This is a genomic window from Undibacterium sp. Ji22W (genome assembly GCF_049340305.1).
In the GTDB taxonomy this organism is placed as follows: Bacteria; Pseudomonadota; Gammaproteobacteria; order Burkholderiales; family Burkholderiaceae_D; genus Undibacterium.
On record NZ_JBMPOU010000001.1, the window covers coordinates 1,343,583 to 1,367,227 of the forward strand.

General features: G+C 45.9%; 18 protein-coding genes and 1 pseudogene. 15 read left to right on the top strand and 4 right to left on the bottom strand.

Going from position 1 to position 23,645, the window contains the following annotated elements:
• The first annotated feature begins 5 nt into the window (after positions 1-5).
• The 12 genes and pseudogenes from tmk (at position 6) to ACO0KW_RS05810 (ending at position 13,075) form a co-directional block, all read left to right on the top strand.
• Positions 6-695: a dTMP kinase gene (gene tmk / locus ACO0KW_RS05755; protein WP_423051496.1), complete on the top strand. Its 690-nt coding sequence runs from the start codon at positions 6-8 to the stop codon at positions 693-695.
• Complete coding sequence (gene holB / locus ACO0KW_RS05760; RefSeq protein ID WP_423051498.1) at positions 692-1,735, top strand: DNA polymerase III subunit delta'; 1,044 nt, start codon at positions 692-694, stop codon at positions 1,733-1,735. Before tmk ends, holB begins: the two co-directional genes overlap by 4 nt.
• Positions 1,736-1,795: 60 nt before the next feature.
• The gene (locus tag ACO0KW_RS05765) at positions 1,796-2,185 is read left to right on the top strand and encodes a PilZ domain-containing protein (protein WP_230408689.1); all 390 of its coding nucleotides are present in this window, start codon (positions 1,796-1,798) and stop codon (positions 2,183-2,185) included.
• Between the two features lie 89 nt (positions 2,186-2,274).
• On the top strand, positions 2,275-2,799 hold the full coding sequence (locus ACO0KW_RS05770) for a GNAT family N-acetyltransferase (protein WP_423051502.1): 525 nt from the start codon (positions 2,275-2,277) through the stop codon (positions 2,797-2,799).
• Positions 2,800-2,986: 187 nt separating this feature from the next.
• A pseudogene (locus tag ACO0KW_RS05775) lies at positions 2,987-3,868 on the top strand (23S rRNA (adenine(2030)-N(6))-methyltransferase RlmJ); the annotation flags it as partial.
• A 401-nt stretch (positions 3,869-4,269) separates the two neighbouring features.
• Positions 4,270-5,484 (top strand): branched-chain amino acid ABC transporter substrate-binding protein, encoded by a 1,215-nt coding sequence (locus ACO0KW_RS05780; protein ID WP_423051504.1) that lies wholly within the window; start codon positions 4,270-4,272, stop codon positions 5,482-5,484.
• Positions 5,485-5,491: 7 nt separating this feature from the next.
• Positions 5,492-6,451 (top strand): branched-chain amino acid ABC transporter permease, encoded by a 960-nt coding sequence (locus ACO0KW_RS05785; protein WP_423051506.1) that lies wholly within the window; start codon positions 5,492-5,494, stop codon positions 6,449-6,451.
• A gap of 2 nt (positions 6,452-6,453) precedes the next feature.
• Positions 6,454-7,683, top strand: coding sequence for a branched-chain amino acid ABC transporter permease (locus ACO0KW_RS05790; protein WP_423051508.1), 1,230 nt, complete (start codon positions 6,454-6,456; stop codon positions 7,681-7,683).
• The gene (locus ACO0KW_RS05795) at positions 7,680-8,429 is read left to right on the top strand and encodes an ABC transporter ATP-binding protein (RefSeq protein WP_423051510.1); all 750 of its coding nucleotides are present in this window, start codon (positions 7,680-7,682) and stop codon (positions 8,427-8,429) included. Before ACO0KW_RS05790 ends, ACO0KW_RS05795 begins: the two co-directional genes overlap by 4 nt.
• Positions 8,426-9,145: an ABC transporter ATP-binding protein gene (locus ACO0KW_RS05800; protein ID WP_423051512.1), complete on the top strand. Its 720-nt coding sequence runs from the start codon at positions 8,426-8,428 to the stop codon at positions 9,143-9,145. Before ACO0KW_RS05795 ends, ACO0KW_RS05800 begins: the two co-directional genes overlap by 4 nt.
• A gap of 108 nt (positions 9,146-9,253) precedes the next feature.
• Positions 9,254-11,296 (top strand): 3-hydroxyacyl-CoA dehydrogenase NAD-binding domain-containing protein, encoded by a 2,043-nt coding sequence (locus ACO0KW_RS05805; RefSeq protein WP_423051514.1) that lies wholly within the window; start codon positions 9,254-9,256, stop codon positions 11,294-11,296.
• 177 nt (positions 11,297-11,473) lie between these two features.
• Positions 11,474-13,075, top strand: a complete 1,602-nt coding sequence (locus ACO0KW_RS05810; RefSeq protein WP_186943385.1) for an ABC-F family ATPase — start codon at positions 11,474-11,476, stop codon at positions 13,073-13,075.
• Positions 13,076-13,144: 69 nt separating this feature from the next.
• Here the strand turns inward: ACO0KW_RS05810 and ACO0KW_RS05815 are convergent, their stop codons facing one another.
• Positions 13,145-13,831 (bottom strand): hypothetical protein, encoded by a 687-nt coding sequence (locus ACO0KW_RS05815; RefSeq protein ID WP_423051517.1) that lies wholly within the window; start codon positions 13,829-13,831, stop codon positions 13,145-13,147.
• 289 nt (positions 13,832-14,120) lie between these two features.
• On the opposite strand from ACO0KW_RS05815, the gene ACO0KW_RS05820 reads away from it, so the two are divergent.
• Complete coding sequence (locus ACO0KW_RS05820; protein WP_423051519.1) at positions 14,121-14,552, top strand: hypothetical protein; 432 nt, start codon at positions 14,121-14,123, stop codon at positions 14,550-14,552.
• Positions 14,553-14,731: 179 nt separating this feature from the next.
• Here ACO0KW_RS05820 and ACO0KW_RS05825 read toward each other — a convergent pair whose 3' ends face one another.
• The 3 genes from ACO0KW_RS05825 to ACO0KW_RS05835 all read right to left on the bottom strand — a co-directional run bounded on the left by ACO0KW_RS05825 (position 14,732) and on the right by ACO0KW_RS05835 (position 18,623).
• Entirely contained in the window at positions 14,732-16,990 is a 2,259-nt protein-coding gene (locus ACO0KW_RS05825; protein ID WP_423051521.1) for a molybdopterin cofactor-binding domain-containing protein, read from the bottom strand.
• Between the two features lie 30 nt (positions 16,991-17,020).
• Positions 17,021-17,479, bottom strand: a complete 459-nt coding sequence (locus ACO0KW_RS05830; protein ID WP_423051523.1) for a (2Fe-2S)-binding protein — start codon at positions 17,477-17,479, stop codon at positions 17,021-17,023.
• A gap of 166 nt (positions 17,480-17,645) precedes the next feature.
• Positions 17,646-18,623, bottom strand: coding sequence for a threo-3-hydroxy-L-aspartate ammonia-lyase (locus ACO0KW_RS05835; protein ID WP_423051525.1), 978 nt, complete (start codon positions 18,621-18,623; stop codon positions 17,646-17,648).
• A gap of 1,088 nt (positions 18,624-19,711) precedes the next feature.
• Here ACO0KW_RS05835 and ACO0KW_RS05840 point away from each other — a divergent pair.
• Positions 19,712-21,361: a VRR-NUC domain-containing protein gene (locus tag ACO0KW_RS05840; RefSeq protein ID WP_423051527.1), complete on the top strand. Its 1,650-nt coding sequence runs from the start codon at positions 19,712-19,714 to the stop codon at positions 21,359-21,361.
• Positions 21,358-23,622 carry a helicase C-terminal domain-containing protein gene (locus tag ACO0KW_RS05845; protein WP_423051529.1) on the top strand — a complete coding sequence of 755 codons (2,265 nt, stop codon included), beginning with the start codon at positions 21,358-21,360 and terminating at the stop codon, positions 23,620-23,622. The genes ACO0KW_RS05840 and ACO0KW_RS05845 overlap by 4 nt, the downstream gene beginning before the upstream one ends.
• The last annotated feature ends 23 nt before the right edge of the window (positions 23,623-23,645 follow it).

Sequence of the window (23,645 nt, forward strand, 5' to 3'; positions counted from 1 at the left end):
AAAGTATGACCAACAAAGAGCATAAACTGGGATTATTTATCAGTTTTGAAGGCATTGATGGCGCTGGAAAGTCGACTCATATCAGCTTCGTACAAGACCTATTGGCGCAACATGGCATCAAAGTAATTACAACCAGAGAGCCAGGCGGGACGCCCTTAGGTGAAGCCTTACGTGCCTTGTTACTAAAGGAAAAAATGCATTTGGAAACGGAGGCCTTGCTGATGTTCGCATCACGTCGCGAGCATATTGCACAAGTGATACAACCAGCATTGGATGATGGGACTTGGGTAATTTCAGATCGTTTTAGCGATGCGACGTTTGCGTATCAGGGTGGTGGTCGAAAGTTGGATATCAACAAGTTGAACGCTTTAGAACAATGGGTACATCCACACTTGCAACCTGATTTAACTTTATTGTTTGACGTGCCTGTGGAAGTTGCCCGTGCGCGTCTGGATGCGACGCGCACTTTAGATAAGTTTGAACAAGAGAAGAGCGACTTCTTCAATGACACGCGCAATGAATACCTACGCCGCGTTACTGAATTTCCGGAGCGCTTTAAGGTAATTGATTCAAGCCGCAGCATAGAAGACATACAACTAGAATTGTCAGCAATAATTGACGCGCTGTGCACCAAAGCTAATGGTAAGCGAGTTTCCATATCAGACAGATCAGACGAATCAGAAATCAACCAATGAGCAACACTTTATTCGATTGGCAGCAAGACACTTGGCATCAAATTATGGCGATGCGCGAACGTATGCCGCATGCTTTTTTGCTGTATGGTTCAGAAGGAATAGGCAAAGCACAATTTGCCGAACACCTCGCCAAATCATTGCTTTGCGAATCGCCAGCAGAAGGTGGGCATGCTTGCACGCAATGCTTATCGTGTAATTGGTTTGACCAATACAGCCATCCAGATTATCGTCGCGTGCGCCCAGGATTGCTCGATGAAGAAGATGCTGCAGAAGCCGAAGGAGGCGAGGGTGGCGATGAACCGGAGAAGAAGACCGCCAAATCGACTAAAGCACCATCTAAAGAAATTGTGATCGATCAAGTGCGGGCGCTCGCTAATTTCATGAATATTTCTACGCACCGTCAAGGTCGACGCGTAGTTGTAATGTATCCCGCCGAAGCGTTGAATATACCAGCGGCGAATGCTTTATTGAAGTCCCTAGAGGAGCCGAATCCGAATACGGTGTTCATTTTAGTTTCGCATAAAGTTGATCGACTATTGCCGACAATTTTGTCACGTTGCCACAAACTCGCGTTAACTATGCCGAGTAAGGAGCAGGGTTTAGCTTGGCTGAAGGCTCAAGGCGTAAAGGACGCAGAAATTTGGTTGGCACAACAAGGAGGAGCACCGCTGCTAGCCTTAGAAATGGCGCAATCTGAAGATTTAAAAGAGCTCGATGAGTTATTGCGCACGTTGGCTAAACCCGACGTTGAAACCAGCTTAAAAACTGCCGATAAGATGCAAAAAATGGATATGCCGCGTACCGTGTCTTGGATGCAACGTTGGTTGTATGATATTTTCTCGTATCAGCAAACTGGTTTTATTCGCTATTATCCTAAACATCAGAATGAGATTGCCAAACTTGCGGAGCGTATTAGCCTCGAAAAGGTGATGCATTTAATAAAAAACGTGCAAGATAGACAGGCAATTGCGAGTCATCCCTTGTCAGGAAAGTTATTTTTAGAAGATATGCTGTTAGAATATTCTTCTGCTTTTATCTAAGTATTTTTGGATCTCTTTTCCCTCGTAAACAGGATCGAGAAGTGATCAATAGGAAAAATTATGGCTGAGTTACCACAAGACCCCGGCATACCATTGAACATGCCATCGCCATCGCGTCCTTCAGTGCTTTCTTTAGCGATTAAAGAAAAGTCCGCGCTATTTTCTGCATATATGCCATTCTTAAAAAATGGCGGCATCTTTGTGCCAACCAACAAGTCTTATAAGTTGGGTGAGGAAATCTACGTGATTTTAACTTTGCTCGATGACCCTAGCAAATATCCAATCGCCGGCAAAGTCGCCTGGGTAACTCCGGCCGGTGCTGGCAATAATAAATCGCAAGGGATTGGTGTACATTTTCCGCAAGATGAGAGCGGCATACGTGTCAAAACGCGGGTAGAAGAAGTGTTAGGCGCAACGATACGATCTTCACGTGCTACTCACACCTTATAAAACACAATATTGTTTTACCTACCAATTTGTTCGAGGCGCTGAAACTTCCTTCATGAGTTCAGCGCTTTTATTTTGATCCTTAAATTCAAATGTCTAAGAATATTTCTACAAGTTTCAGTCACCGACTCGCTCGCTTAGAAGACTTGAGCGCGATTGTCGCCATTTATAATTCCACTGTAGCCTCGCGTATGGTCACCGCCGATACCGAAGAAATTTCCGTCGAATCGCGCTTGAACTGGTTTCATGAGCACACCCCGGAAAAACGCCCTTTGTGGGTCGTCGAAAACGAGCAAGCTCAAATTATCGGCTGGCTCTCATTTTCAAATTTCTACGGACGGCCAGCGTATTCTGGCACGGCAGAACTCTCAATTTACTTACACGAATCCACACGCCGCCTCGGTTTAGGGCGCTACCTGCTGGAGCAAGCCATTCAATTTGCACCGCAGATTGAAGTGCATACACTTTTGGGATTCATCTTTGGACACAACGTGCCGAGTATGAATTTATTTGCCTCATTTAATTTCGAAATCTGGGCGAATATGCCAAGGGTCGCTACCTTGGACGGGATAGAGCGTGATTTGATTATTTTTGGGAAGCGGGTTGACGGGTTATAAACGCTTTTTTTACTGCATCTTCGACAAAACCGTCTTCAATGATTTGAAATAATCTGGCATGCGCTCGCCTAAATTTCAGCAAAATCAAGCGCTTACACAACAAACAGAGTAAAATTCGCGCTAATTACCATCTTCACGACTGGCTCATCTTAGATAAGTCAGGATCAATCTATCAGGAATCCCCACTATGCTGAGCTATCGCCATGGTTTTCACGCTGGCAATCATGCTGACGTTCTCAAACACTTTGTTTTGATTGAGTTACTCAATTATCTCGGCCAAAAAGACACGGCTTACACATACGTTGATACGCATTCCGGTGCTGGTCTGTATTCTTTGGATACTGGCTATGCGATGAAAAACGCGGAGTATGAAACGGGGATTGCACCATTGTGGGATAGAGACGATGTTCCCGCTGCTTTACAAGAGTACTTGAATTTAGTGAAGGGCATGAACCCCAGTGGCAAGATGCGTTATTACCCGGGTTCACCTTACTGCGCAAATGAAGTCATGCGCTCACAAGATCGCTTGCGTCTGTTTGAATTGCATCCAAGTGAAATCAAAATCCTCAGTGAAAATTTCCGCAAATTAGAGGCACACAAAGCAGAGCAGGGCGAACGTCAAACTGTGCGCGGCAAGCGCATCATGATTAATGCGGGTGACGGTTTCGAAGGTTTGAAAGCAATCTTGCCGCCACCTTCCCGGCGCGGCGTGGTGTTGATTGATCCACCCTATGAAGTCAAAGACGATTATCGTCGCGTCAAAGTTTGTCTGGAAGATGCATTAGTGCGTTTTCCAACTGGCACCTACGCCGTCTGGTATCCGGTTTTGTCACGCATCGAATCCAAGCAATTGCCAGAGCGCCTAAAACGTATTCCTGCGAATGGTTGGTTGAACGTCACTTTGAGTATCAGTGGTCCTACGCCAGACGGTTTTGGTTTACATAGCAGCGGGATGTTTATCATCAATCCACCATGGACTTTGGAAGCAACTTTGCGTGAAGTCATGCCGTATCTTGTGCGTGTTTTGGGCAAAGATGTGAGTGCTAAATTTGAGATTGAATCGGGTGAAACGGAAACAGTAAAAATAAAGAGCCCGGTACGTGCGCCAATTGATCGCGGTGCGCGTGGCACTGGCCGCGCAGGCAATCCTGCAGCGACGGGTGCGGGAGCGGGTGGTGGCCGCCCACAAGTTGGTAGTTTGCGCACGAACAGTGCAAATAGAACTGGCGCAAGAACCGGAAGCACTTCAGGCGCTGTTGCGCCAAGTCGCGATCTCGGGCAAGGCAAACGCACTGCACGTCCAGCCAACTTGTCTAAAACGCGCTCACGCTAAGCTTTTCAGCGATCTCGAAATAAACAGGCATATTATCCAGAGTTTAAACTCCAATTTGATATGCTTGTTCTATCTTTCATGCGAAAAATCTGATGTATACACCTCTGCGCACACTGATCAAACTTGTTTTCAGTGTCATGTCTCTGCTTACCATTGGTGATCAAGCCGCTCATGCCGACACCATCAAAATAGCGGTCATCGATCCCATGTCTGGTCCTTTTGCGCCGGTCGGACTTAACACATTCAACTCATTTAAATTCATCGCCGAACGAGCAAATGCCGAGAAATGGGCAGGTGAACATCGCATCATCTTCGATGCTTTCGATAACAAGGCTGGGGTGCAAGAGAGCTTGAGCCTGTTAAAAACGGTGGCTGATAAAGGCTATCGTTTTGTGACACAAGGCACCGGCTCTGCAGTGGGATTAGCGCTAATTGATGCGATCAACAAACATAATCAACGCAATCCGGGCAAAGAAATTATTTACCTCAATCACGGCTCGATTGATCCCGATATGACGAATAGCAAATGCAGTTTTTGGCACTTTCGTTTTGATGCGAATTCGGACATGAAGATGGAAGCCTTGAGCAGCTTTATGGCCACCGATAAAAACATCAAGAAAGTGTATCTGATCGGGCAAAACTACTCGCATGGGCAACAAGTCGCCCGAGCGGCAAAAGCTTATCTCGCTCGTAAGCGTCCCGATATTCAAATCGTCGGCGAGGATTTACATCCTATCGCCAGCGTCAAGGATTTTTCTCCCTATATCAATAAAATCAAAGCGTCGGGTGCGGATGCTGTCATCACGGGTAACTGGGGAACAGATCTGGCTCTGCTAATAAAAGCAGGCAAAGAAATGAATCTAGGCGCCAATTTTTACACCTATTATGCAAGCTCAACGGGTGTTCCAACAGCGATGGGAGAAGCTGGCATCGACAAAGTAAAGCTGATAGGTTACTGGCATCCGAATAATTTTTCTAAGCTCGGCAGTACGATTACGCTTGGTTATAAAGAACAATATAAAGACGATTTTTCATCAACCTCAACCTACGCAATGATTGCCAGTCTCGCGAAAGCGATGACGATTGTCAGTAAACAAAGTGCGGATCTCGATCCGGTTAAAATTGCTTTTGCTTTAGAAGACGTGCAAATCGATTTCTTTGGCACTCCTGCCTCGATGCGAAAAACCGATCACCAATTTCAACAAACACTGTATGTGTCTAACTGGGTAAAAGTGAATGGCAAAGAGGTTCGTTTTGATCAGGAAAACACGGGTTTAGGCTGGAAGACGTTACAAAAATTTGAGCCGTATGTTGCAAACCAGGCGACGTCCTGTCAGATGAAACGACCATAGTCGCGCCGTGGAATTTTACTTCGTCAATCTGCTCAATGGTCTTAGTTATGGGCTCTTGCTATTCATGTTATCAGCAGGGCTTACACTCATTTTCAGTATGTTGGGTGTACTCAATTTTGCGCATGCCAGTTTCTATATGCTAGGCGCTTATCTCGGCTATACATGCGGCGGATTATGGGGCTATTGGTATGGTTTGGTATTTGCACCATTGATCACTGGCGGCTTGGGTATGCTGGTCGAACGCTTCGGCTTACGGCGTTTGCATGCACAGGGACAGCTTGCTGAACTCTTATTCACCTTTGGCCTCGCTTATGTGATGTTGGAAATCGTGCAATTAATTTGGGGGAAATTGGCGGTTCCCTATCGCATACCAGAGGTTTTGCAAGGCACTCTATTTAGCGTGCATTCCACTCCATTTACGATTTACCGTGGCTTTATTGCCGGGGTGGCGTTGACTACACTGGGGTTGATGTATTTGGTGCTACGTCGTACGCGAATCGGGTTAATAATTCAAGCCGCTTTAACGCAATCTCACATGGTAGAAGCCTTAGGCCACAATGTTCCGCGTATTTTTATGTGGGTATTTGGACTTGGTTGTGGTCTCGCTGGTTTAGCGGGGGCCGTCGGTGGCAATCTCTTAGTCACCGAACCGGGTATGGCCGCGAATATAGGTAGTATTATTTTTGTAGTGATCGTACTTGGTGGCATGGGTTCCCTCTCGGGTTCTTTCTTGGCGTCCATGTTGATCGCACTTTTGCAAACATTGGCGGTGACTTCGGATCTATCTTTGCTCGACGTTCTCCAGCTTTTCATCCATATATCCTTAACGGCCGAGGAGCTAGACGCTTCGGGACTATTGCGAATTCGAGTCTCGCAGATGGCGCCTGTTTTGCCGTTTATTATCTTATTACTGATGTTGATTTGGCGTCCACGTGGCTTGTTCGGTGCAAAATCAGAAGCGAATTAAGCATGCGATTTAAATTTCCGATTTCGACAGTCGCCGTCTTCTCAATCACTATCAGTGCGCTGATGCTATTGGCACCTTTGGTATTTTCATCGAATGCAGCATTGAACATCATCACGCAAATCTGTATCACGGCAGTATTCGCCTTGTCGTTTAATCTCTTGCTAGGACAAACTGGTCTGCTGTCGTTCGGGCATGCCGTATATTCTGGCTTGGGCGCATTTGCTGCGATCCACGCGATGAATAAAATTAGTGAGGGAAATTGGGTACTGCGGATCAGTTTAGTACCCTTAGTCGCTGGTTTAGCCGGACTATTTTTCGGCGCACTATTTGGATGGCTATCCAGCAAGAAGTCTGGTTTAACTTTTTCGATGATTAGCCTTGGCATCGGCGAGCTTGTGTTTGCTGGCGCAGCCATGTTTCCGAACATCTTCGGTGGGGAAGGCGGCATCAGCGCAAACCGTGTCACTGGTACAGTCTGGTTGGGGCTCACCTTTGGACCACAAATCGAAGTCACCTATTTGATCATCGTCTGGACACTGTTAGCGGCAAGCGCGATGTACTTTTTGACATTGACTCCGCTGGGCAAGCTGGCATCTGCAGTACGCGAGAATGCAGAGCGCTTAGCCTTTCTAGGCTGTGATCCACGCTGGGTACGCTTTCTAATGATGTGTTTTTCTTGCTTCTTTGCAGGAATAGCAGGCGGGCTGTCAGCCTTGCATTTTGAAATTGCCACAACTGACAATTTAAGTATGTTTCGTTCTGGGTCGGTTTTATTGTTCACTTATATAGGTGGTGTCGGTCTGTTTTTTGGCCCGATCTTGGGCGCGGCATTAGCGATTGCAATGTCGGTCTTCTTATCTGAGGTTACGCCAGCCTGGCAACTCTATCTGGGCCTCCTATTTATGCTGATAGTATCGTTTGCACCGCAAGGAATAAGCGGATTACTTACGACCTATTTGGATGTCATGAAAATCGCGCGCAATCAAGGCAGACTTCAGTTTTTTGTCAAACGAAGTCTTGCATATCTTGCAGCAGTAGGACTCCTTTGCTGCGGCACTGTAATCCTGATCGAACTACTATATCGCTGGAGCTTCCCAACTGAATCATTCAAAGAAATTGTCTTTTTTGGCCTCCATTTTTCACCACAAAACACATGGAGCTGGACAAGCTCATTTGGCTTGTTTGGGCTGGGAATTTTTGCCCTCATTGTTTTGCGAAAGACGCAGCGATGAACGTACTAAGGCTCGATCAAGTCAAGCTCAGCATTGGGCCTACCGAAGTTCTACGTGGTGTGAACCTGGAACTCAACGCGGGCGAACGCCTCGCGCTAATCGGTCCGAATGGTGCAGGGAAATCGAGTTTGTTTAACATCATTTCTGGTCGCCAGCAGTGTAGTAGCGGGCAGATCTATTTGGATAATAGGCCCATTGTAGGGCTGTCACCGCACAAGATCGCTCGGCACGGTTTAAGTCGCAGCTTTCAGAGCAGCCATCTTTTTTCCGGGCTGAGTGTATTTGATAATTTGTGCTGTGCGGCGATGTGGCGAGAGGGCTCAGTTTATGCATTTTGGCGAAGCTTATCCCGTAAAAGGCAGGTGACGGAAACCGCCGAACACATAATGTCCTTGCTCGACTTACAGCAACAAAGAAATAGTCTAGCCGGAACGCTGACGTATGCAGAGCAAAGAACGCTAGAAGTTGGCATGAGTATCGCTGGCGATGCACACTGCATCTTATTGGATGAACCTACGGCAGGCATGAATCGGACCGAGGCCGATAAAATGATGGGATTGCTGCGTCAAATTAGTGTTGGTAAAAGTTTGCTGATGGTCGAACACGATATGAGAGTCGTCTTTGAATTAGCTGACCGGATCGCTGTTATGGTACAGGGACAAATCATTGCTTGCGATACGCCCGAACGTATCCGCCGCGATCCACAAGTACAGGCCGCGTATCTGTCAGATTGGGCAGTAACATGAACTCCCTTTTAGAAATTAATAATCTGCACGCCTATTATGGACAGAGTCATATCTTGCGTGGCGTGAATTTGAATATCAATCAATCAGAAGTTGTCGCGCTGCTTGGCAGAAATGGTGCAGGGCGCAGCACTTGCTTGAAAGCGATCATGGGCTTGGTACGGGCAGAAGGTGAGATTCACTTTCTCGGAAAATTAATTTCGAGGAGGCCTTCCTTTATGATTGCGCAGGCTGGTATCGCGTATGTGCCCGAAGATCGAGAAATCTTTGCAAATTTAAGTGTAGAGCAAAATCTTCGATTGGGAATAAAACCAGGCAAAACAAAACAAATTTCAAGTGAAAAAAAATGGCAACTCGATGATGTGTACTCATTATTTCCCATACTCAAAGAACGTCGCCATACGCTAGCCGGTGTTTTGTCGGGGGGCGAGCAACAAATGCTCGCGTTGGCGCGTAGTCTGTTAGGCAATCCTGACTTATTGCTCGTCGATGAGCCGACCGAAGGATTAGCACCACAAATCATTAAGCAATTGCTCGATGTTTTTCAGACCATCAAACAAAGCGGTGTGGCAATTCTGCTTGTTGAACAAAAACTCAATTTGGCGCTGCAACTCGCAGATCGATTCGTCATTCTTGGACACGGACAAGCAGTATTTGAAGGTAGTCGTGAAGACTTGCAGAACAATATCGAATTGCGTAAAGAGTGGTTGGAGGTTTAATGTAATGGAGAGTGTAAATTCGCTTGCAGAAGAACGTACTATTTGCATTAAAATTCTTCAACGATATAAATCAGTAGCCCAATAAAAATAGCCATAACGAGACAAAACATGAGTGCATCCTTAGAACTTCAGAATAACCTCGCCATCATCACGATCAATAACCCACCTGTGAACGGCCTTGGTCACGCAACACGCACAGCGATCGCCGAACATCTACGTGCCGCAGAAACCAATCCCAGTATCATCGCAATCATCCTCACCGGCGCCGGAAAAGCCTTCTCAGGCGGTGCTGACATCAAGGAATTTGGCACTGATAAAACATTCGCCCAACCTTCATTGCCGACTTTGATTGAACAAATGGATGTCTGCAGTAAACCCATCATTGCTGCTATCAATGGGGTTTGTATGGGAGGCGGATTGGAACTCGCTTTGGCCTGTCATTATCGCGTTGGCACTAGTGGAGTACAACTTGCGCTGCCTGAGGTGAAACTAGGCCTATTGCCAGGTGCTGGCGGTACGCAACGGTTGCCGCGACTACTCAGTATGGACATCTGCACCACTATGATTAGCATAGGCCAAGCAATACAGTCGGATCAATTGGCTGACAGCGCGTTATTTGACGCCTTTGAAATTAATCCGCAAGTTCTTCTGCAGACTGCTGCTAATTTTGCGCACAGTGTTGCTGCACTACGTCCGATTCCCAGAGTGCGCGACCTTTCTGTAAAACAAAAAGTGGAAGCAGGTTTTTTTTCGAACACACGTGCAGCATTGATGAAAAAATCTAGCCACTTCCCTGCACCTTTCGCTTGCCTGGATGCTTTAGAAGCGAGCATGACGCAAGACTTCGATAACGGCATCAAAACTGAACGAGCAATTTTTCAACATCTATTGCAAAGCGAAGAGTCGAAAGCCTTGCGCCATATTTTCATGGCAGAACGTGCTGCAGGAAAGATTGCCGGCGTAGACGCGAATACACCAATACGCAGTATCAAATCCGTTGCAGTGATTGGTGCTGGCACCATGGGTGCTGGAATTGCCATGAATTTTGCCAGTGCTGGCATCCCTGTCCACATTCTCGATTTGCAATCAGCCTCCTTAGCAAAGGGCTTAGAAAGAATTCGCCACAATTATCAGGGCGCAGTCAACAAAGGCAAGCTCACGCAGGAGCAATGTGAACAACGCTGTGGGTTGATCATAGGTGTGGATAATTATGCGGCGATTGAGAATGCTGATCTGGTCATCGAAGCCGTGTTCGAAGACATGCAAGTCAAGCAAAGCGTGTTTGAACAGCTCGATCAGGTAATGAAAGCTGGAGCGATTTTGGCGTCAAACACCTCAACATTAGATTTGAATCAAATCGCAGGCTTCACCAAACGTCCGCAAGATGTGATTGGCCTACATTTTTTCAGCCCCGCCAACATCATGGAATTATTAGAAATCGTTCGTGCCGAACATACCGCAGCCGATGTCTTAGCAACGTGTTCTGCACTCGCGAAGAAAATCAAAAAAACCGCCGTTGTCGCGGGTGTCTGCGATGGATTTATCGGCAATCGCATGTTAGAGCAATACACGAAGCAAGCCGCATTCTTGCTGGAAGAGGGCTGTACACCACAACAAGTTGATCGTGCAATCGAGGTATTCGGCTTTGCGATGGGCCCCTTCCGTATGAATGATTTGGCTGGCAACGACATTAGTTGGGCAATCCGCAAACGCCGACTAGCCGCCAATCCCAGTGCGATTTATTCCAAGCTCGGTGACTTATTATGCGAACAAGGACGATTCGGGCAAAAAACGCAAGCTGGTTGGTATGACTATCAAGTCGGCGACAGAACTGCGCATCCATCCGACTTAGTGATGCAGATGATATGCGCACATGCGCAAGCACTGGGCGTCGTACAAAGACATATCAGTGATGAAGAAATCGTACAAAGATTGGTTTTATCTTTAGCTAACGAAGGTAGAAAAATCCTGCGCGACGGCATCGCAGCGCGCTCCTCGGATATCGATATTGTGTATTTAAAAGGCTATGGTTTCCCATTGCATCGAGGTGGGCCTATGGTTTATGCGGAAAATATTGGTTGGGATAAAGTGGATATTCTTTTGCATCATTTTCAACAAGGACACCAGGGAAATACTTGGATCCTTGAATAGCCATTATGAAACTTGCAATTTAGATAGCGAAAAATTTTGCTGCAGAGGCTGGGAAGACGTGGAGGAGTATTGCAAAATTTTCAGAGTCTTCAGTGGGGCAACGGTGAAAAATCGCTTAGCACCTTAGCACGATGATATAATGCGCGGTTAATTTAATTCCATGCAAAAGGTTTCAACGTGTTAGCAACAGCAAATATCACCATGCAGTTTGGCCCAAAGCCACTGTTTGAAAACATCTCAGTTAAGTTCGGCGAAGGGAATCGTTACGGTTTGATCGGCGCCAATGGTTGCGGCAAATCCACTTTCATGAAAATCTTGGGTGGCGATCTGGATCAATCCTCCGGTACCGTCATGCTCGACCAAAATGAGCGTTTGGGTAAATTGCGCCAGGATCAATTTGCATTTGAAGATATGCGCGTGCTTGACGTCGTGATGATGGGACACACTGAAATGTGGGCAGCAATGGCTGAACGTGATGCGATTTATGCGAATCCCGAAGCGACTGACGACGACTACATGAAGGCCGCAGATCTGGAAGCAAAATTTGCAGAATACGATGGCTATACGGCCGAAGCACGTGCTGGTGAGTTGTTATTGGGTGTAGGCATTCCTACCGATCAGCATCAAGGCTTGATGAGTTCCGTAGCGCCAGGTTGGAAATTGCGCGTTTTGTTGGCGCAAGCTTTGTTCTCCAATCCTGATATTCTCTTGCTCGATGAACCAACCAATAACTTGGACATCAATACGATTCGTTGGTTAGAAGATATTTTGAATCAACGTAATTCGACCATGATTATCATTTCCCATGATCGTCACTTTTTGAATCAAGTTTGTACCCACATGGCTGACATGGATTACGGTACCTTGAAGGTCTACCCAGGCAATTACGATGAATACATGCTGGCGTCTTCACAAGCGCGCGCGCAACAATTAGCCAACAACGCCAAGGCAAAAGATAAAGTTTTAGAGTTGCAAGATTTCGTACGCCGTTTCTCTGCGAATAAATCTAAAGCACGTCAGGCGACATCACGGGCTAAACAGATCGAAAAAATCAAGATTGAAGACGTCAAACCTTCCAGCCGTCAAAATCCTTTTATCCGTTTCGATGGCGAGAAAAAATTGCATCGTTTGGCTGTCGAAGTTAAACATTTGTCGAAAGCCTATGATCAAAAATTGTTCGACAGTTTTGACATCATGATCGAAGCAGGCGAACGTATCGCTATTATTGGTGCGAACGGCGCAGGTAAGACGACTTTATTGCGTTGTATTGGCGGCGCGGATCTGTGTGGCTTAACCGCAGATCGCGGTGAAGTGAAGTGGGCGGAAAATGCCAACCCAGGCTATATGCCACAAGATCCTGCAGAGAACTTTGCGTCGGATAAAAATTTGACCGACTGGATGGGCATGTACACGCAGGAGGGCGACGATGATCAGGCGGTACGCTCCATTCTTGGTCGTTTATTGTTCAGTGGTGATGATGTTAAAAAGTCCGTCAAAGTCTTATCTGGTGGTGAAAAAGGTCGTATGACTTACGGCAAATTGATGCTTGGTCGCCATAACGTTTTATTGATGGATGAGCCAACCAATCACATGGACATGGAATCGATTGAATCCCTGAATATCGCATTGGAAAAATATGCGGGCACTTTAGTTTTTGTGTCACATGATCGTGAATTCGTCTCTTCTTTAGCGACTCGCGTGTTAGAAGTGAAAGATGGCAAAATCATCGACTTCCGTGGGACGTATGAAGAGTATTTGACTAGTCAGGGTATTGAGTAATTACTCTTTAGTTTCAAAATAAAAAAAGACCAGAAACTTTCTGGTCTTTTTTGTTTGTGCTATTGCCGATTAATTTTCTAGGAACTCTGGATCATCAATCGAAAACCGAACATACATGCGTTCATCAAACTGGTCACGTAATTCTATGGCTTTATCTTTACCTTTCGAGTGCAAAATCGCAGAAATATAAGGCTGACGAAAGGTATGGATATCCAGCAAATTATGCGCTTTTTGCAGTTTTCTCTGCAGAAAAAAGCCTTTTAATCCCAGATTTTCCTTAATCAATTCGGATAAATAACGCTTCATCATATCAACACGCGATTCGGTATTGTCATTGTCGTATTTCGCCAGCAAGGCATCTAGATCTTGACTCCATGCAGGATCTTGACTCTCTGAAGGCTCAAAGATCGTTTGCGACTCTTCCAAGGCATCGATAGAACCTAAGGTGTTCCCCTCCAGATGTGACTGCGTTGACTCTATCGATACCGTCAAATCCAAATCATTTGATTGCATATCGAGGACGGTGTTAACTTGATCCGATTCAACCGAAACTCGCTGAATAAAACCGTCATCCTGCAATTCTTGAAGACTCTGCAAATTCAATCCCAATCCACCAATTTTTTGCACAATATCTGCGTCGGTTTTTTTACCATCTATCAGCACCAACAGCGAGCGCATACGGGAGGCTAAATGCCATTTGCGAGTGGCAATTTCTTCGCGCCCTTTATCTGTTTTATCGTAAATTGTGATTTGCATGAGACTTAATTTCGCCAGTCGAATTGATCTATCGTTTTATTGGTAATTTGCTGCACTTCTGAAAATATACTATAAGTTGAAACGTTTCCCCGCATTCACAGACGAAATAAGTCTACTGGCCAGTTTTTGTATCTTTTTATAAAAGTTTGAGTGCGTGTCATCATGTCGTGTGACCTGAAATTCCGCTAAAAATTCCCTAAGCGAGCCACGCTCTGATAACATCGCCGCTTATTTATGACGTCCTTGGTCATTTTCACTTAATTGTTTGTCTTTTCTGCACTGTATTTCTATGTTGCGATCTCTTATTTTGTTCTTTATATTTTGTGTAGTGTTAGCTAATAATGTTGCGCATGCGCATGCGGATGCTTTTGTTTGTGTTGATAGCCAAGGAAAAAAATCGTTTTCAAGCGAAGCTTGCAGTAAAAAGGGTTTAAAAAGTGCAAGTAATGAGTTTCCTGTCGTTGCAGGGCAAGCAATCAGTGCGGCCGTCATCTTGCCGAAAAAAGAAAATGGCCCGAAAGTCGTGCAAGGTGGGGGAATGATGAGCTCGGACGGTAAGTTCGTCACCAAGCCAGGTCAAATCTATATGGACAGTGAATTGCCACTGGAAAAGCCAGTGCTTTACTTCTTGCTGATTATGTTGACAGGTACCGCGACCTTATTTTGTCTGATCTTCATACGCTTCTTTAAAGCACATCATGCAAAACTTACGCGTGATTAGTACTTATTCATGTACGGCTGATTGATCGATGCCTGATTGATCGACACCTGACCATTCGCGAAGGTATCAGTCTAAGTTTATGTGATATCAGCAAAATTTAAAAAAGCTCCTGAAAAAATTTCAGGAGCTTTTTATTTTGTGCCTTATTTTGACCTTATTTACGTCTTATTTTGACCGGTTCAACTGAGCTTAAACGGTAAACTGCGTTGTACTTTGCCAGTCAATTTGGCGATAGCGTTCGCAAACGCGGGCGCTAACGGTGGCAAACCGGGTTCACCCATACCGGTCGGCGGATCTGCGCTCGGTACAATATGTACAGTCATCTGTGGCATATCTGTAATCCTGGCAACTGCATATTCGCCAAAGTTATTTTGCTCAACCTCTCCGTCCTTAAAAGTAATCGCAGCATTTTCCAAACACATTCCTAGGCCCATTAAGGCGCCACCTTGTACCTGTGCTTCTATCGTTTTTGGATTCACCGCCAAATTGCAATGTACTCCAGCCGTGGCGGTATGCAATTTCGCTCGTCCATCTTTTATAGAGGCAGTAACAACGTAGGCGACAACGGTTTCAAACGATTCGTGTACAGCGACACCCCAAGCATGCCCCTTTGGTAACCGGCGCTTGTTGTATCCAGCCTTTTCCACAGCTAATTGTAGTGCTGCTGTATGACGTGGATGCTTATCGCCAAATTGCTTGAGGCGATAGGCAACAGGATCAAGTTTTGCACTACGGGCGATTTCGTCGATTAAGGTTTCCATCACATATGCAGTGTGGGTTGAACCGACACTACGCCACCACAACACAGGGACATTCACCTTAGGGTGATGTACCGTTAAACGCATCGGAATAGGGTAGGGGTCACGCATCCCTTCTACCGATGTGCCATCTATTCCATCTTTCATCAAGAATCCTTCGAACGGGGTGCCCGCCACGATAGATTGCCCAACAATGACATGATCCCAGGCATGCACTTTGCCTTGTTCGTCAAACCCGACTTCTGCCTTATGCAGGTGCATAGGTCGGTAGTATCCGCCTTTGATATCGTCTTCACGACTCCAGATAGTGCGGATTGGTGCACGCAAGCCTATACCATGCGCTGCCTTTGCGACATTGCAAGACTCTGTCACGTAATCACAACTCGGTACGGCACGGCGGCCAAAACCGCCACCAGCCATCTGTACATGCAAATTCACATTTTGTGGGGGCACTCCCAAAGCTTGTGCTGCGGCCATGGTTTCAATACCAGGCATTTGTGTCCCTACCCATAACTCTGCTTTGCTGGCATCTGCATTAATATTGACGGTGCAATTGAGGGGTTCCATAGGCGCATGGGCTAAATAGGGAAAATGGTACTCCGCACTGATTTTCTTAGGTGCACTTGCGAGCATACTCACGTCTGCTTTGAAATGCTGTTTGCCCGAAGTCCTTGCCATCGCCTGATACTGTTCTAGCTGTTTGACGCTATCGACTTTTTCTACGGCGCTGCTGTCCCATTCCAATTTTAGCGCTGCGCGTCCTTGCTTCGCGGGCCAAAATCCATCAGCAATAACGGCCACACCTTCGCCACCGCGGTCTACAGCGACTTTTACAACTGCGCGTACACCCTGAATTTGTTTCGCCGCGCTGTCATCGAAAGATTTGAGCTTGGCGCCAAATACGGGTGGATGTGCGATAAGCGCTGTCAACATTCCTGGCAAATGTACATCGATCCCAAAATCTTGTTTGCCACTGGATTTATCTTTTGCATCCAGACGACCGACGTGTTTCCCAATAATTTTAAAATTCTTCGGGTCTTTTAAAGTTACTTTTTCCGGGACTGGCAACTTCATCGCGGCTTCAGCTAATTCACCGTAGCTTAATGTTTTTCCGTCAGCCCGTATCACCGTGCTGCGGTCCGTACGCAAAATATCAGGGTTCACATTCCACTGAGCTGCGGCAGCACGAATAAGCATCGACCGGGCACGGGCACCTAACTCACGATACTGCGCGTATGAGTGCTTAATGGATCCGGAACCGCCAGTAATGTGCATACCAAAAACTGGATCTGCATAGGCTGGATCGGCGCTACCATGCTGCGCACTGACTTTGCTCCAGTCGGCATCTAATTCTTCCGCCAGAATCATAGGTAAAGCTGTATGCACACCTTGACCAAACTCGAGTCGATTAATCGTAATATTAATCGCGCCATCTTTCCCGATCTGAACAAATGCTGCAGGCTGTTCATAGGGTTTCAGCCCCGCCAATGGCTTTTCCGTTTGTGCCATCACAGGAAACATACCTAGAGCAAAGCCACTTGCCACACTCATTTTTAAGAAATGCCGGCGGGAGAGCGGGGCGCCATCGACGGTGCTGCGATTTTGTTTTTGAATGCGTGCAGCAATTCCTTTAGGTAACTGGAAGTGGCTCAGATCGCTATTTTTTGGATGAAAATGCATATTGATGTCCTTTATCTAGCAAACATTGAATTAAGCCAAAGCGGCAGCGGCCGCCTTGATCGCACTACGTATGCGCTGATAAGTTCCACAGCGACAAATATTGCCAGACATCGCCGCGTCAATTTCAGCATCGCTAGGTTTCTTATTTGACTTCAATAATGCCGTCGCACTCATGATCTGACCGCTCTGACAGTAACCGCATTGCGCCACGTCATGTGCAACCCAAGCAGTTTGTACGGCTTTGCCAACTTTGTCGTTGACCATCGCCTCAATAGTCGTGATCTTCCTGCCAGTCACAGCTGATATGGGCGTCACACAAGATCGAATCGCCTGACCATCTAAGTGCACAGTACAAGCTCCACATTGGGCAACACCACAGCCATACTTGGTTCCACTTAATCCTAATCCATCACGAATTGCCCACAACACAGGTGTATCGGGGGCTAGATTAAGTGCGCTTTCTTTGGTATTTACATTAAGTTTTAACATGTCAGCAATCCTTTTTAAGATGCAGCAAAGGCAGGGGGCATTTCATTTGAAGTTTCACTAGACTAGTGAATATCGACTTCACTAGCAAGATAATTTCTCAATAATCTTGGGGCACTATTAATGCTGAGAGCTCATATAAACGGAGAATAAGAATCAAATTGCGCAATCAACCATTTGATTCTTGTACAAATTTGGCAAATCGTATTAAATCGACATTGCCACCAGAAATAATAACGCCCACCTTTTTGTTGTCCATCGCTATTTTTCCGCTAAATGCCAATGCAGCCCCTAGACAACCTGTCGGCTCTACCAATAGTTTCATACGACTCGCAAAAAATTTCATCGCGTCGATCAATTGAGTATCGCTCACCGTCAACACATCATCCACATAGCGTTGAATCACCGGAAAAGTGTGAAGCCCGAGGTGCTGGGTCTGCGCACCATCGGCGATGGTGTTCGGTGTCTCGATATGCACAATACTGCCACTAAGAAAGCTACGTTGTCCGTCATTGCCGGCTTCAGGTTCGACACCAACCACGATGCAATTAGGGTTTAGAGCTTTGGCTGCCGTGGCACATCCAGATAAGAGCCCCCCGCCACCCAAGGGGACAAACAGGTAATCGAGCTCGCCTACTTCTTCGATCAGCTCCTTCGCACTGGTTCCCTGACCAGCCATAACATGAGGGTGATCATACGGTGGAATTAGAGTAAGACCCTGATCGTGTGCTAACTGACGTCCAATTTCTTCTCGGTCCTCAGTATATCGGTCATATAAAACAACTTCGCCGCCGTATCCACGTGTTGCGGCCACTTTGATCTCAGGTGCATCTTTCGGCATCACAATCACCGCACGCATTCCAAATTTCTGCGCAGCTTTTGCAATTGCCTGTGCGTGATTCCCAGATGAAAAAGTCACAACACCACGTGCTTTTTGTTCAGCAGTAAATTGCAGCAAGGCATTGCAAGCACCTCGAAATTTAAAGGCACCTGTGTCTTGAAAACTTTCACACTTAAAGAATAGTTTTGCGGCAGTCAATTGATTCGCTGTTTGCGAACTGAGTACCGGTGTTTTTTTTACGAAGGGAGCGATGCGTTGATGCGCTTTTTGTACGTCTTCAAAGGAGAAATTTTCAAAATTTAACATAAATTGACACTTAAGCAATGTGGAGGATGGCAACAATAAAAATAGACACGAAAAATACCTCAAGTCTTAACATCTCTCAAAGCATAAATGGAAGATTTATTCGATCCGAGAGAAATTAGAAGCATTCACTTAATTATGCGTTTTCAAGGATATTTTACGAAGCAGTACGCCTTGGTTGCATTATTACCAATTGCATCACTACCAATTGCGTCGCATATTGATAAGGATTGTAAATCGAACTCAAAAGTTTCCCTATTGCGATATTCGACTGAAGAACATGTAAATACCAACAGATATCGACGCTGCCTCACGGAGTTTCATTGTCCGAATTGTGTCCCATAACGCCGGTGAAGCGCCGTTACACTAGATACAACTTGAGTGGTTTTCTGTTTGAAATTTAATACTTTTGCGGTAGAGCGATTTGGGCAGAGCTAAAAATTTTTTGACATTCAAAAGTACACTTCGCAGATAATTGCTTTCAAAACCGAGAACCATATCAAGGTTCTCAATTTTGAAGCTAGAATTTATTGCAGCAATCGACCAAAAGTCTGAGCTAATTTTTCGTATTTAATGTCAAAATCACGCAAAAAACTCACTGTGGTTATTGAAGCAGCTATTTGAAATGTAAAGCTAGCTTGCTTTTCCACGTCAAACGAAGCGCTTGTCGTACAGGTACCTTATAACTACGCCATTCTTTGTATTCTTTAATTGCGTCCAACACGATAACATCCCTTAAGGTTAATAATGAATAAGATTAATGGACTTATCTTAGGTGTTTTTTTTGCGGGAGTTTGTGATGACCGACACAATTAAAATGTATTCTCGATTTTTTATCCCGGATAGGTTGTCCAACTGCGCTGAACACAACAGCGAATTACTTGAGATGAGGCAGACTTAGCAAGCCGGTTGCCCTTCGATATCGTTGATTTGCATAATTTTGTTCTTTTATTTTTTATTTTCTCCTATCGATAGATTTCAATTCGAGAACAAATTTACTTGATTTATTTTGCACTAATTTGTTCTTTTCCCAAACGCTTAGCAAAAATTGTAGAAAATTCAGCGGCAAATTAAAACATCGCCTTTCCCCCATGAAACCAGTCTTAGAGAATCCTCTGTATTACCTTGAAAACTTTCAGTTGGTTCTCGACTGGGTGAGCGAGCGATATGATGACGTGCTGATTGACGAAGAACGGGAGTTGATTACGCGCTTTTCCACGATGCCACAAAATGCTCGTGCCTTATTTGTCCGTATGGTCATGCGCAAAGGGGAGTTTTTCCGCCAAAGCAAATTGAGCTATGCAGAGATCGGCGATGTGCAAGCTGCATCGGCGCCGCTGCTTAATGCCGGATGGATAGGTCTAGATCCGGCGCTATCGATTGACCAACTTTTTGATATTTTGCAGAAGCCGGAAATCGTATCAGCCTTTGCCCTCACGGCGCCCTACAAGCAATTGAACAAGGCTGAACAGTTGGCCTACCTGCGCGAACTGGAGCCCGAGATAAAACAGTACTCGGCCTGGCATCCAAGTTCGCAAGAAACGGTCATTCATATCACGAACAAAGCACTGTGTGATCGCCTGCGCTTGATCTTCTTTGGTAACTGGCATCAGGATTGGTCGGAATTTGTCCTGTCGGATCTTGGTATTTATCGCTATGAATCCATCGATATTTCCCGTGAGTCGCGTGGCTTTCAAACCCGGCGTGACATCGAGGACTACATCGCCTTGCAGCAGTGCCGCGACCTATTTGAACAAGAAGAGCCCATTGATATCGTTTTTGAAGAAGTTGCGGGGCTACATATCGACAACGGCTGGATAGCCCGACGCCGCCACAAGTTCTTATTCCAGCTAGGACAGGAGGCGGAAAAGCTCAAAGAATGGGACTTGGCTTTAAAGATCTACGGACAGACGCCGTATGTTGGCGTACGACTACGTAAAATCCGGGTGCTTGAGAAAATAGGGCAAAGCGCACAAGCATTGCAGTTACTCAATGAAGCCTTAGCGGCACCAGAAAGTGAAGCAGAATTGCAGCAGTTACAACGCAGCGCGCCACGTTTGAATCGTAAGCTTGGGCATCAAAAGCTATCAGCACCCAGCGCCACAGAAGTGGATGTGATCGATCTCCAGTTACCCTATCCAACAGGTTCGTTTTATGTAGAAGGTGTAGTGAGAGATTTTTTGCATAGTGAAGATACGCCAGTGTTTTATGTAGAAAACACCCTCATCAATTCCTTGTTTGGCTTGTTGTGCTGGAGTGTGATTTTTAAACCGATACCCGGTGCTTTTTTTCATCCATTTCATCGCGGCCCCGTTGATTTAATGAGCGCAGATTTTCATACTCGACGGCAAGAGGATTTCGCTCGCTGCCTAGCGCAACTTGATACAGATGCGTATATCACAAGCATCCGCCAAACCTTCGAAGTCAAGAACGGCATTCAATCACCCTTTGTATTTTGGGCCGCGCTTGACGAGACCTTGCTTGATCTTGCATTAAATTGTATTCCGCCCGCACATCTGAAACATTGGTTCAATCGCATCTTGTCTGACATCAAAGCCAACCGAAATGGCTTCCCAGACCTCATCCAGTTCTGGCCGGGCGAAAAACGTTACAACATGATCGAAGTTAAAGGCCCAGGTGACCGCCTTCAAGACAATCAGAAGCGCTTGATCGACTACTGCGCTTTACATCAGATGCCGATCTCCGTCTGTTATCTCGAATGGTCTGAGGATAGCCAGTGAGCAAAGATCCATACATCGTGTCCGTGAGGAGTTTGGTTGAGTTTGCTGCCAAGCAGGGGGATTTGGACTTTCGTTTTACCCCTTCACCTTCAGGTTTAGAAGGTATCGAAGGGCATAATCAAGTCACATCCCGCCGAAAAGCCAGCTATCAACGTGAAGTGCGACTTGAAGGACGCTTTGAAGAGCTATGCCTTAAAGGTCGTGCAGATGGCTATGATCCCGATCTCGTGCAGATCGAGGAAATTAAAACCTATCGTGGCGACTTTCATGCGATACCGAATAATCAACGCCAGCTTCATTGGGCACAAGCGAAAATATATGCTTACTTGCTTTGTCAAAAATTAGCATTACCTGAAATTAAAGTCGCCCTAATTTACTACGACGTCGATAAGCAGACAGAGACGCCGATGGTCGAATCACACGACGCGATGTTGTTAGCAAGTTTCTTCAAGCAGTTATGCGAGCAGTTTCTCACTTGGGCGAAACAAGAAATAGTTCATCGCGAGCAACGTGATCTGGTGCTGCGTGAAATGTCCTTTCCGCATCCAAGCTTTAGGGTAGGACAGCGGGCTCTGGCCGAGGCGATGTATAAAGCGAGCAATCGTGCTTGCTGCCTATTGGCACAAGCGCCGACCGGCATAGGCAAGACGATTGGTAGTCTTTTTCCCATGCTGAAAGCCAGTTCTGAACATCAAGTCGATAAAATTTTCTTTTTAGCTGCCAAAACTTCAGGTCGTGAATTGGCGCTCAATGCAATTGAAATCTTGCAGGAAAACTTGCCAAGTACATCGCTAAGAACACTGGAGCTTGTCTCTAAAAACAATGCCTGCGAATACCCAGAAAACGCCTGCCATGGTGATTCCTGCCCATTGGCCAAAGGCTTCTATGATCGTCTACCTGCTGCACGCGCGGCGGCTGCGCAAGTAGCCATTCTCGATCAGGCCCAACTGCGAGAGGTCGCATTGATTCACCAATTATGTCCGTATTATCTAAGCACGGAAATGGCGAAATGGAGTGACGTCATTATTGGTGACTATAACTATTACTTTGATCTCAATGCGATGTTGTATGGTTTGACGGTGAGCAACGGCTGGAAGATTGGTTTGCTCGTCGACGAAGCACACAATATGGTGTCGCGGGCTCGTGCTATGTACACCACTGAATTGAGTCATGCGCGTTTTAAAGAAATGCGTAAACAAGCACCCACAAGCTTAAAGAAAGCGCTAGACCGACTACATCGACAATGGCTGACGTTAGAAAAATCTGATGGCGTCAGTAACAAGCACGAAAATCGATATTTAGTACGCGCCACGTTGCCAGACAAATTCACTAAGGCATTGGTATCGCTGTGCGGCGAAATTGGTGCGTATTTTGCTGAGCATCCATCAACGATCAATCGACTACTACAAGATTTCTATTTTGATGCATTGCTCTTCATTCGACTAAGTGAGAGTTTTGGTGAACATTCGATTTTCGATATCACCACTTCAAAGTTCGGATCGGTGCTTTGTATTCGTAATATCGTTCCTGCACCGTTTTTGCAACCACGTTTTAAGGCAACTCACACCAGTGCCTTATTCTCGGCGACCTTAAGCCCTTGGAATTACTATAACGATCTTCTAGGCATGCCAGATAACACCGCCTGGGTCGATGTTGAATCGCCATTCAACGCAGCACAATTGACTGTACATGTCGTTGGATCTGTATCAACTCGTTACGCTGATCGTCAGCAATCCTTGGCACCCATCGCTGAACTAATGGCAAAACAATTCAAAGAAATGCCCGGCGCATACCTCGCTTTCTTTAGCAGCTTTGAGTATATGGAGCAGGTAGCTAACTTGTTTCAGGAGCGTTTTCCGGAGATTACAGCTTGGACGCAAACGAGACGCATGGATGAATCCGCGAAAAATAATTTTCTCGCGAACTTTACTGAAAGCAGCCAAGGAATCGGCTTTGCGGTTTTAGGAGGTGCGTTTAGCGAAGGAATTGATCTACCCGGTACTCGTTTGATAGGCGCATTTATCGCAACTTTAGGATTGCCGCAGTTGAATCCGATCAATGAACAAATCAAACAACGCATGCAACAACTTTTTGGTGCGGGATATGATTACACTTACTTGTATCCGGGATTACAAAAAGTGGTTCAAGCCGCGGGAAGAGTCATTCGCACAACGTCTGATCGCGGCGTGATTTACTTAATTGATGATCGGTTTAAACAATCACAAATTCAAAAATTGCTGCCACGGTGGTGGCAGCATTAGACTTGAACTTCGTATAACAACCT

What these genes read in the sequence shown, in the direction of transcription:
- ACO0KW_RS05840 (WP_423051527.1), top strand. Translation starts at nt 19,712, where the DNA reads ATGAAACCAGTCTTAGAGAATCCTCTGTATTACCTTGAAAACTTTCAG.
- holB (WP_423051498.1), top strand. Translation starts at nt 692, where the DNA reads ATGAGCAACACTTTATTCGATTGGCAGCAAGACACTTGGCATCAAATT.
- ACO0KW_RS05790 (WP_423051508.1), top strand. Translation starts at nt 6,454, where the DNA reads ATGCGATTTAAATTTCCGATTTCGACAGTCGCCGTCTTCTCAATCACT.
- ACO0KW_RS05820 (WP_423051519.1), top strand. Translation starts at nt 14,121, where the DNA reads ATGTTGCGATCTCTTATTTTGTTCTTTATATTTTGTGTAGTGTTAGCT.
- ACO0KW_RS05815 (WP_423051517.1), bottom strand. Translation starts at nt 13,831, where the DNA reads ATGCAAATCACAATTTACGATAAAACAGATAAAGGGCGCGAAGAAATT.
- ACO0KW_RS05770 (WP_423051502.1), top strand. Translation starts at nt 2,275, where the DNA reads ATGTCTAAGAATATTTCTACAAGTTTCAGTCACCGACTCGCTCGCTTA.
- ACO0KW_RS05830 (WP_423051523.1), bottom strand. Translation starts at nt 17,479, where the DNA reads ATGTTAAAACTTAATGTAAATACCAAAGAAAGCGCACTTAATCTAGCC.
- ACO0KW_RS05765 (WP_230408689.1), top strand. Translation starts at nt 1,796, where the DNA reads ATGGCTGAGTTACCACAAGACCCCGGCATACCATTGAACATGCCATCG.
- tmk (WP_423051496.1), top strand. Translation starts at nt 6, where the DNA reads ATGACCAACAAAGAGCATAAACTGGGATTATTTATCAGTTTTGAAGGC.
- ACO0KW_RS05795 (WP_423051510.1), top strand. Translation starts at nt 7,680, where the DNA reads ATGAACGTACTAAGGCTCGATCAAGTCAAGCTCAGCATTGGGCCTACC.
- ACO0KW_RS05780 (WP_423051504.1), top strand. Translation starts at nt 4,270, where the DNA reads ATGTCTCTGCTTACCATTGGTGATCAAGCCGCTCATGCCGACACCATC.
- ACO0KW_RS05805 (WP_423051514.1), top strand. Translation starts at nt 9,254, where the DNA reads ATGAGTGCATCCTTAGAACTTCAGAATAACCTCGCCATCATCACGATC.
- ACO0KW_RS05825 (WP_423051521.1), bottom strand. Translation starts at nt 16,990, where the DNA reads ATGCATTTTCATCCAAAAAATAGCGATCTGAGCCACTTCCAGTTACCT.
- ACO0KW_RS05800 (WP_423051512.1), top strand. Translation starts at nt 8,426, where the DNA reads ATGAACTCCCTTTTAGAAATTAATAATCTGCACGCCTATTATGGACAG.
- ACO0KW_RS05835 (WP_423051525.1), bottom strand. Translation starts at nt 18,623, where the DNA reads ATGTTAAATTTTGAAAATTTCTCCTTTGAAGACGTACAAAAAGCGCAT.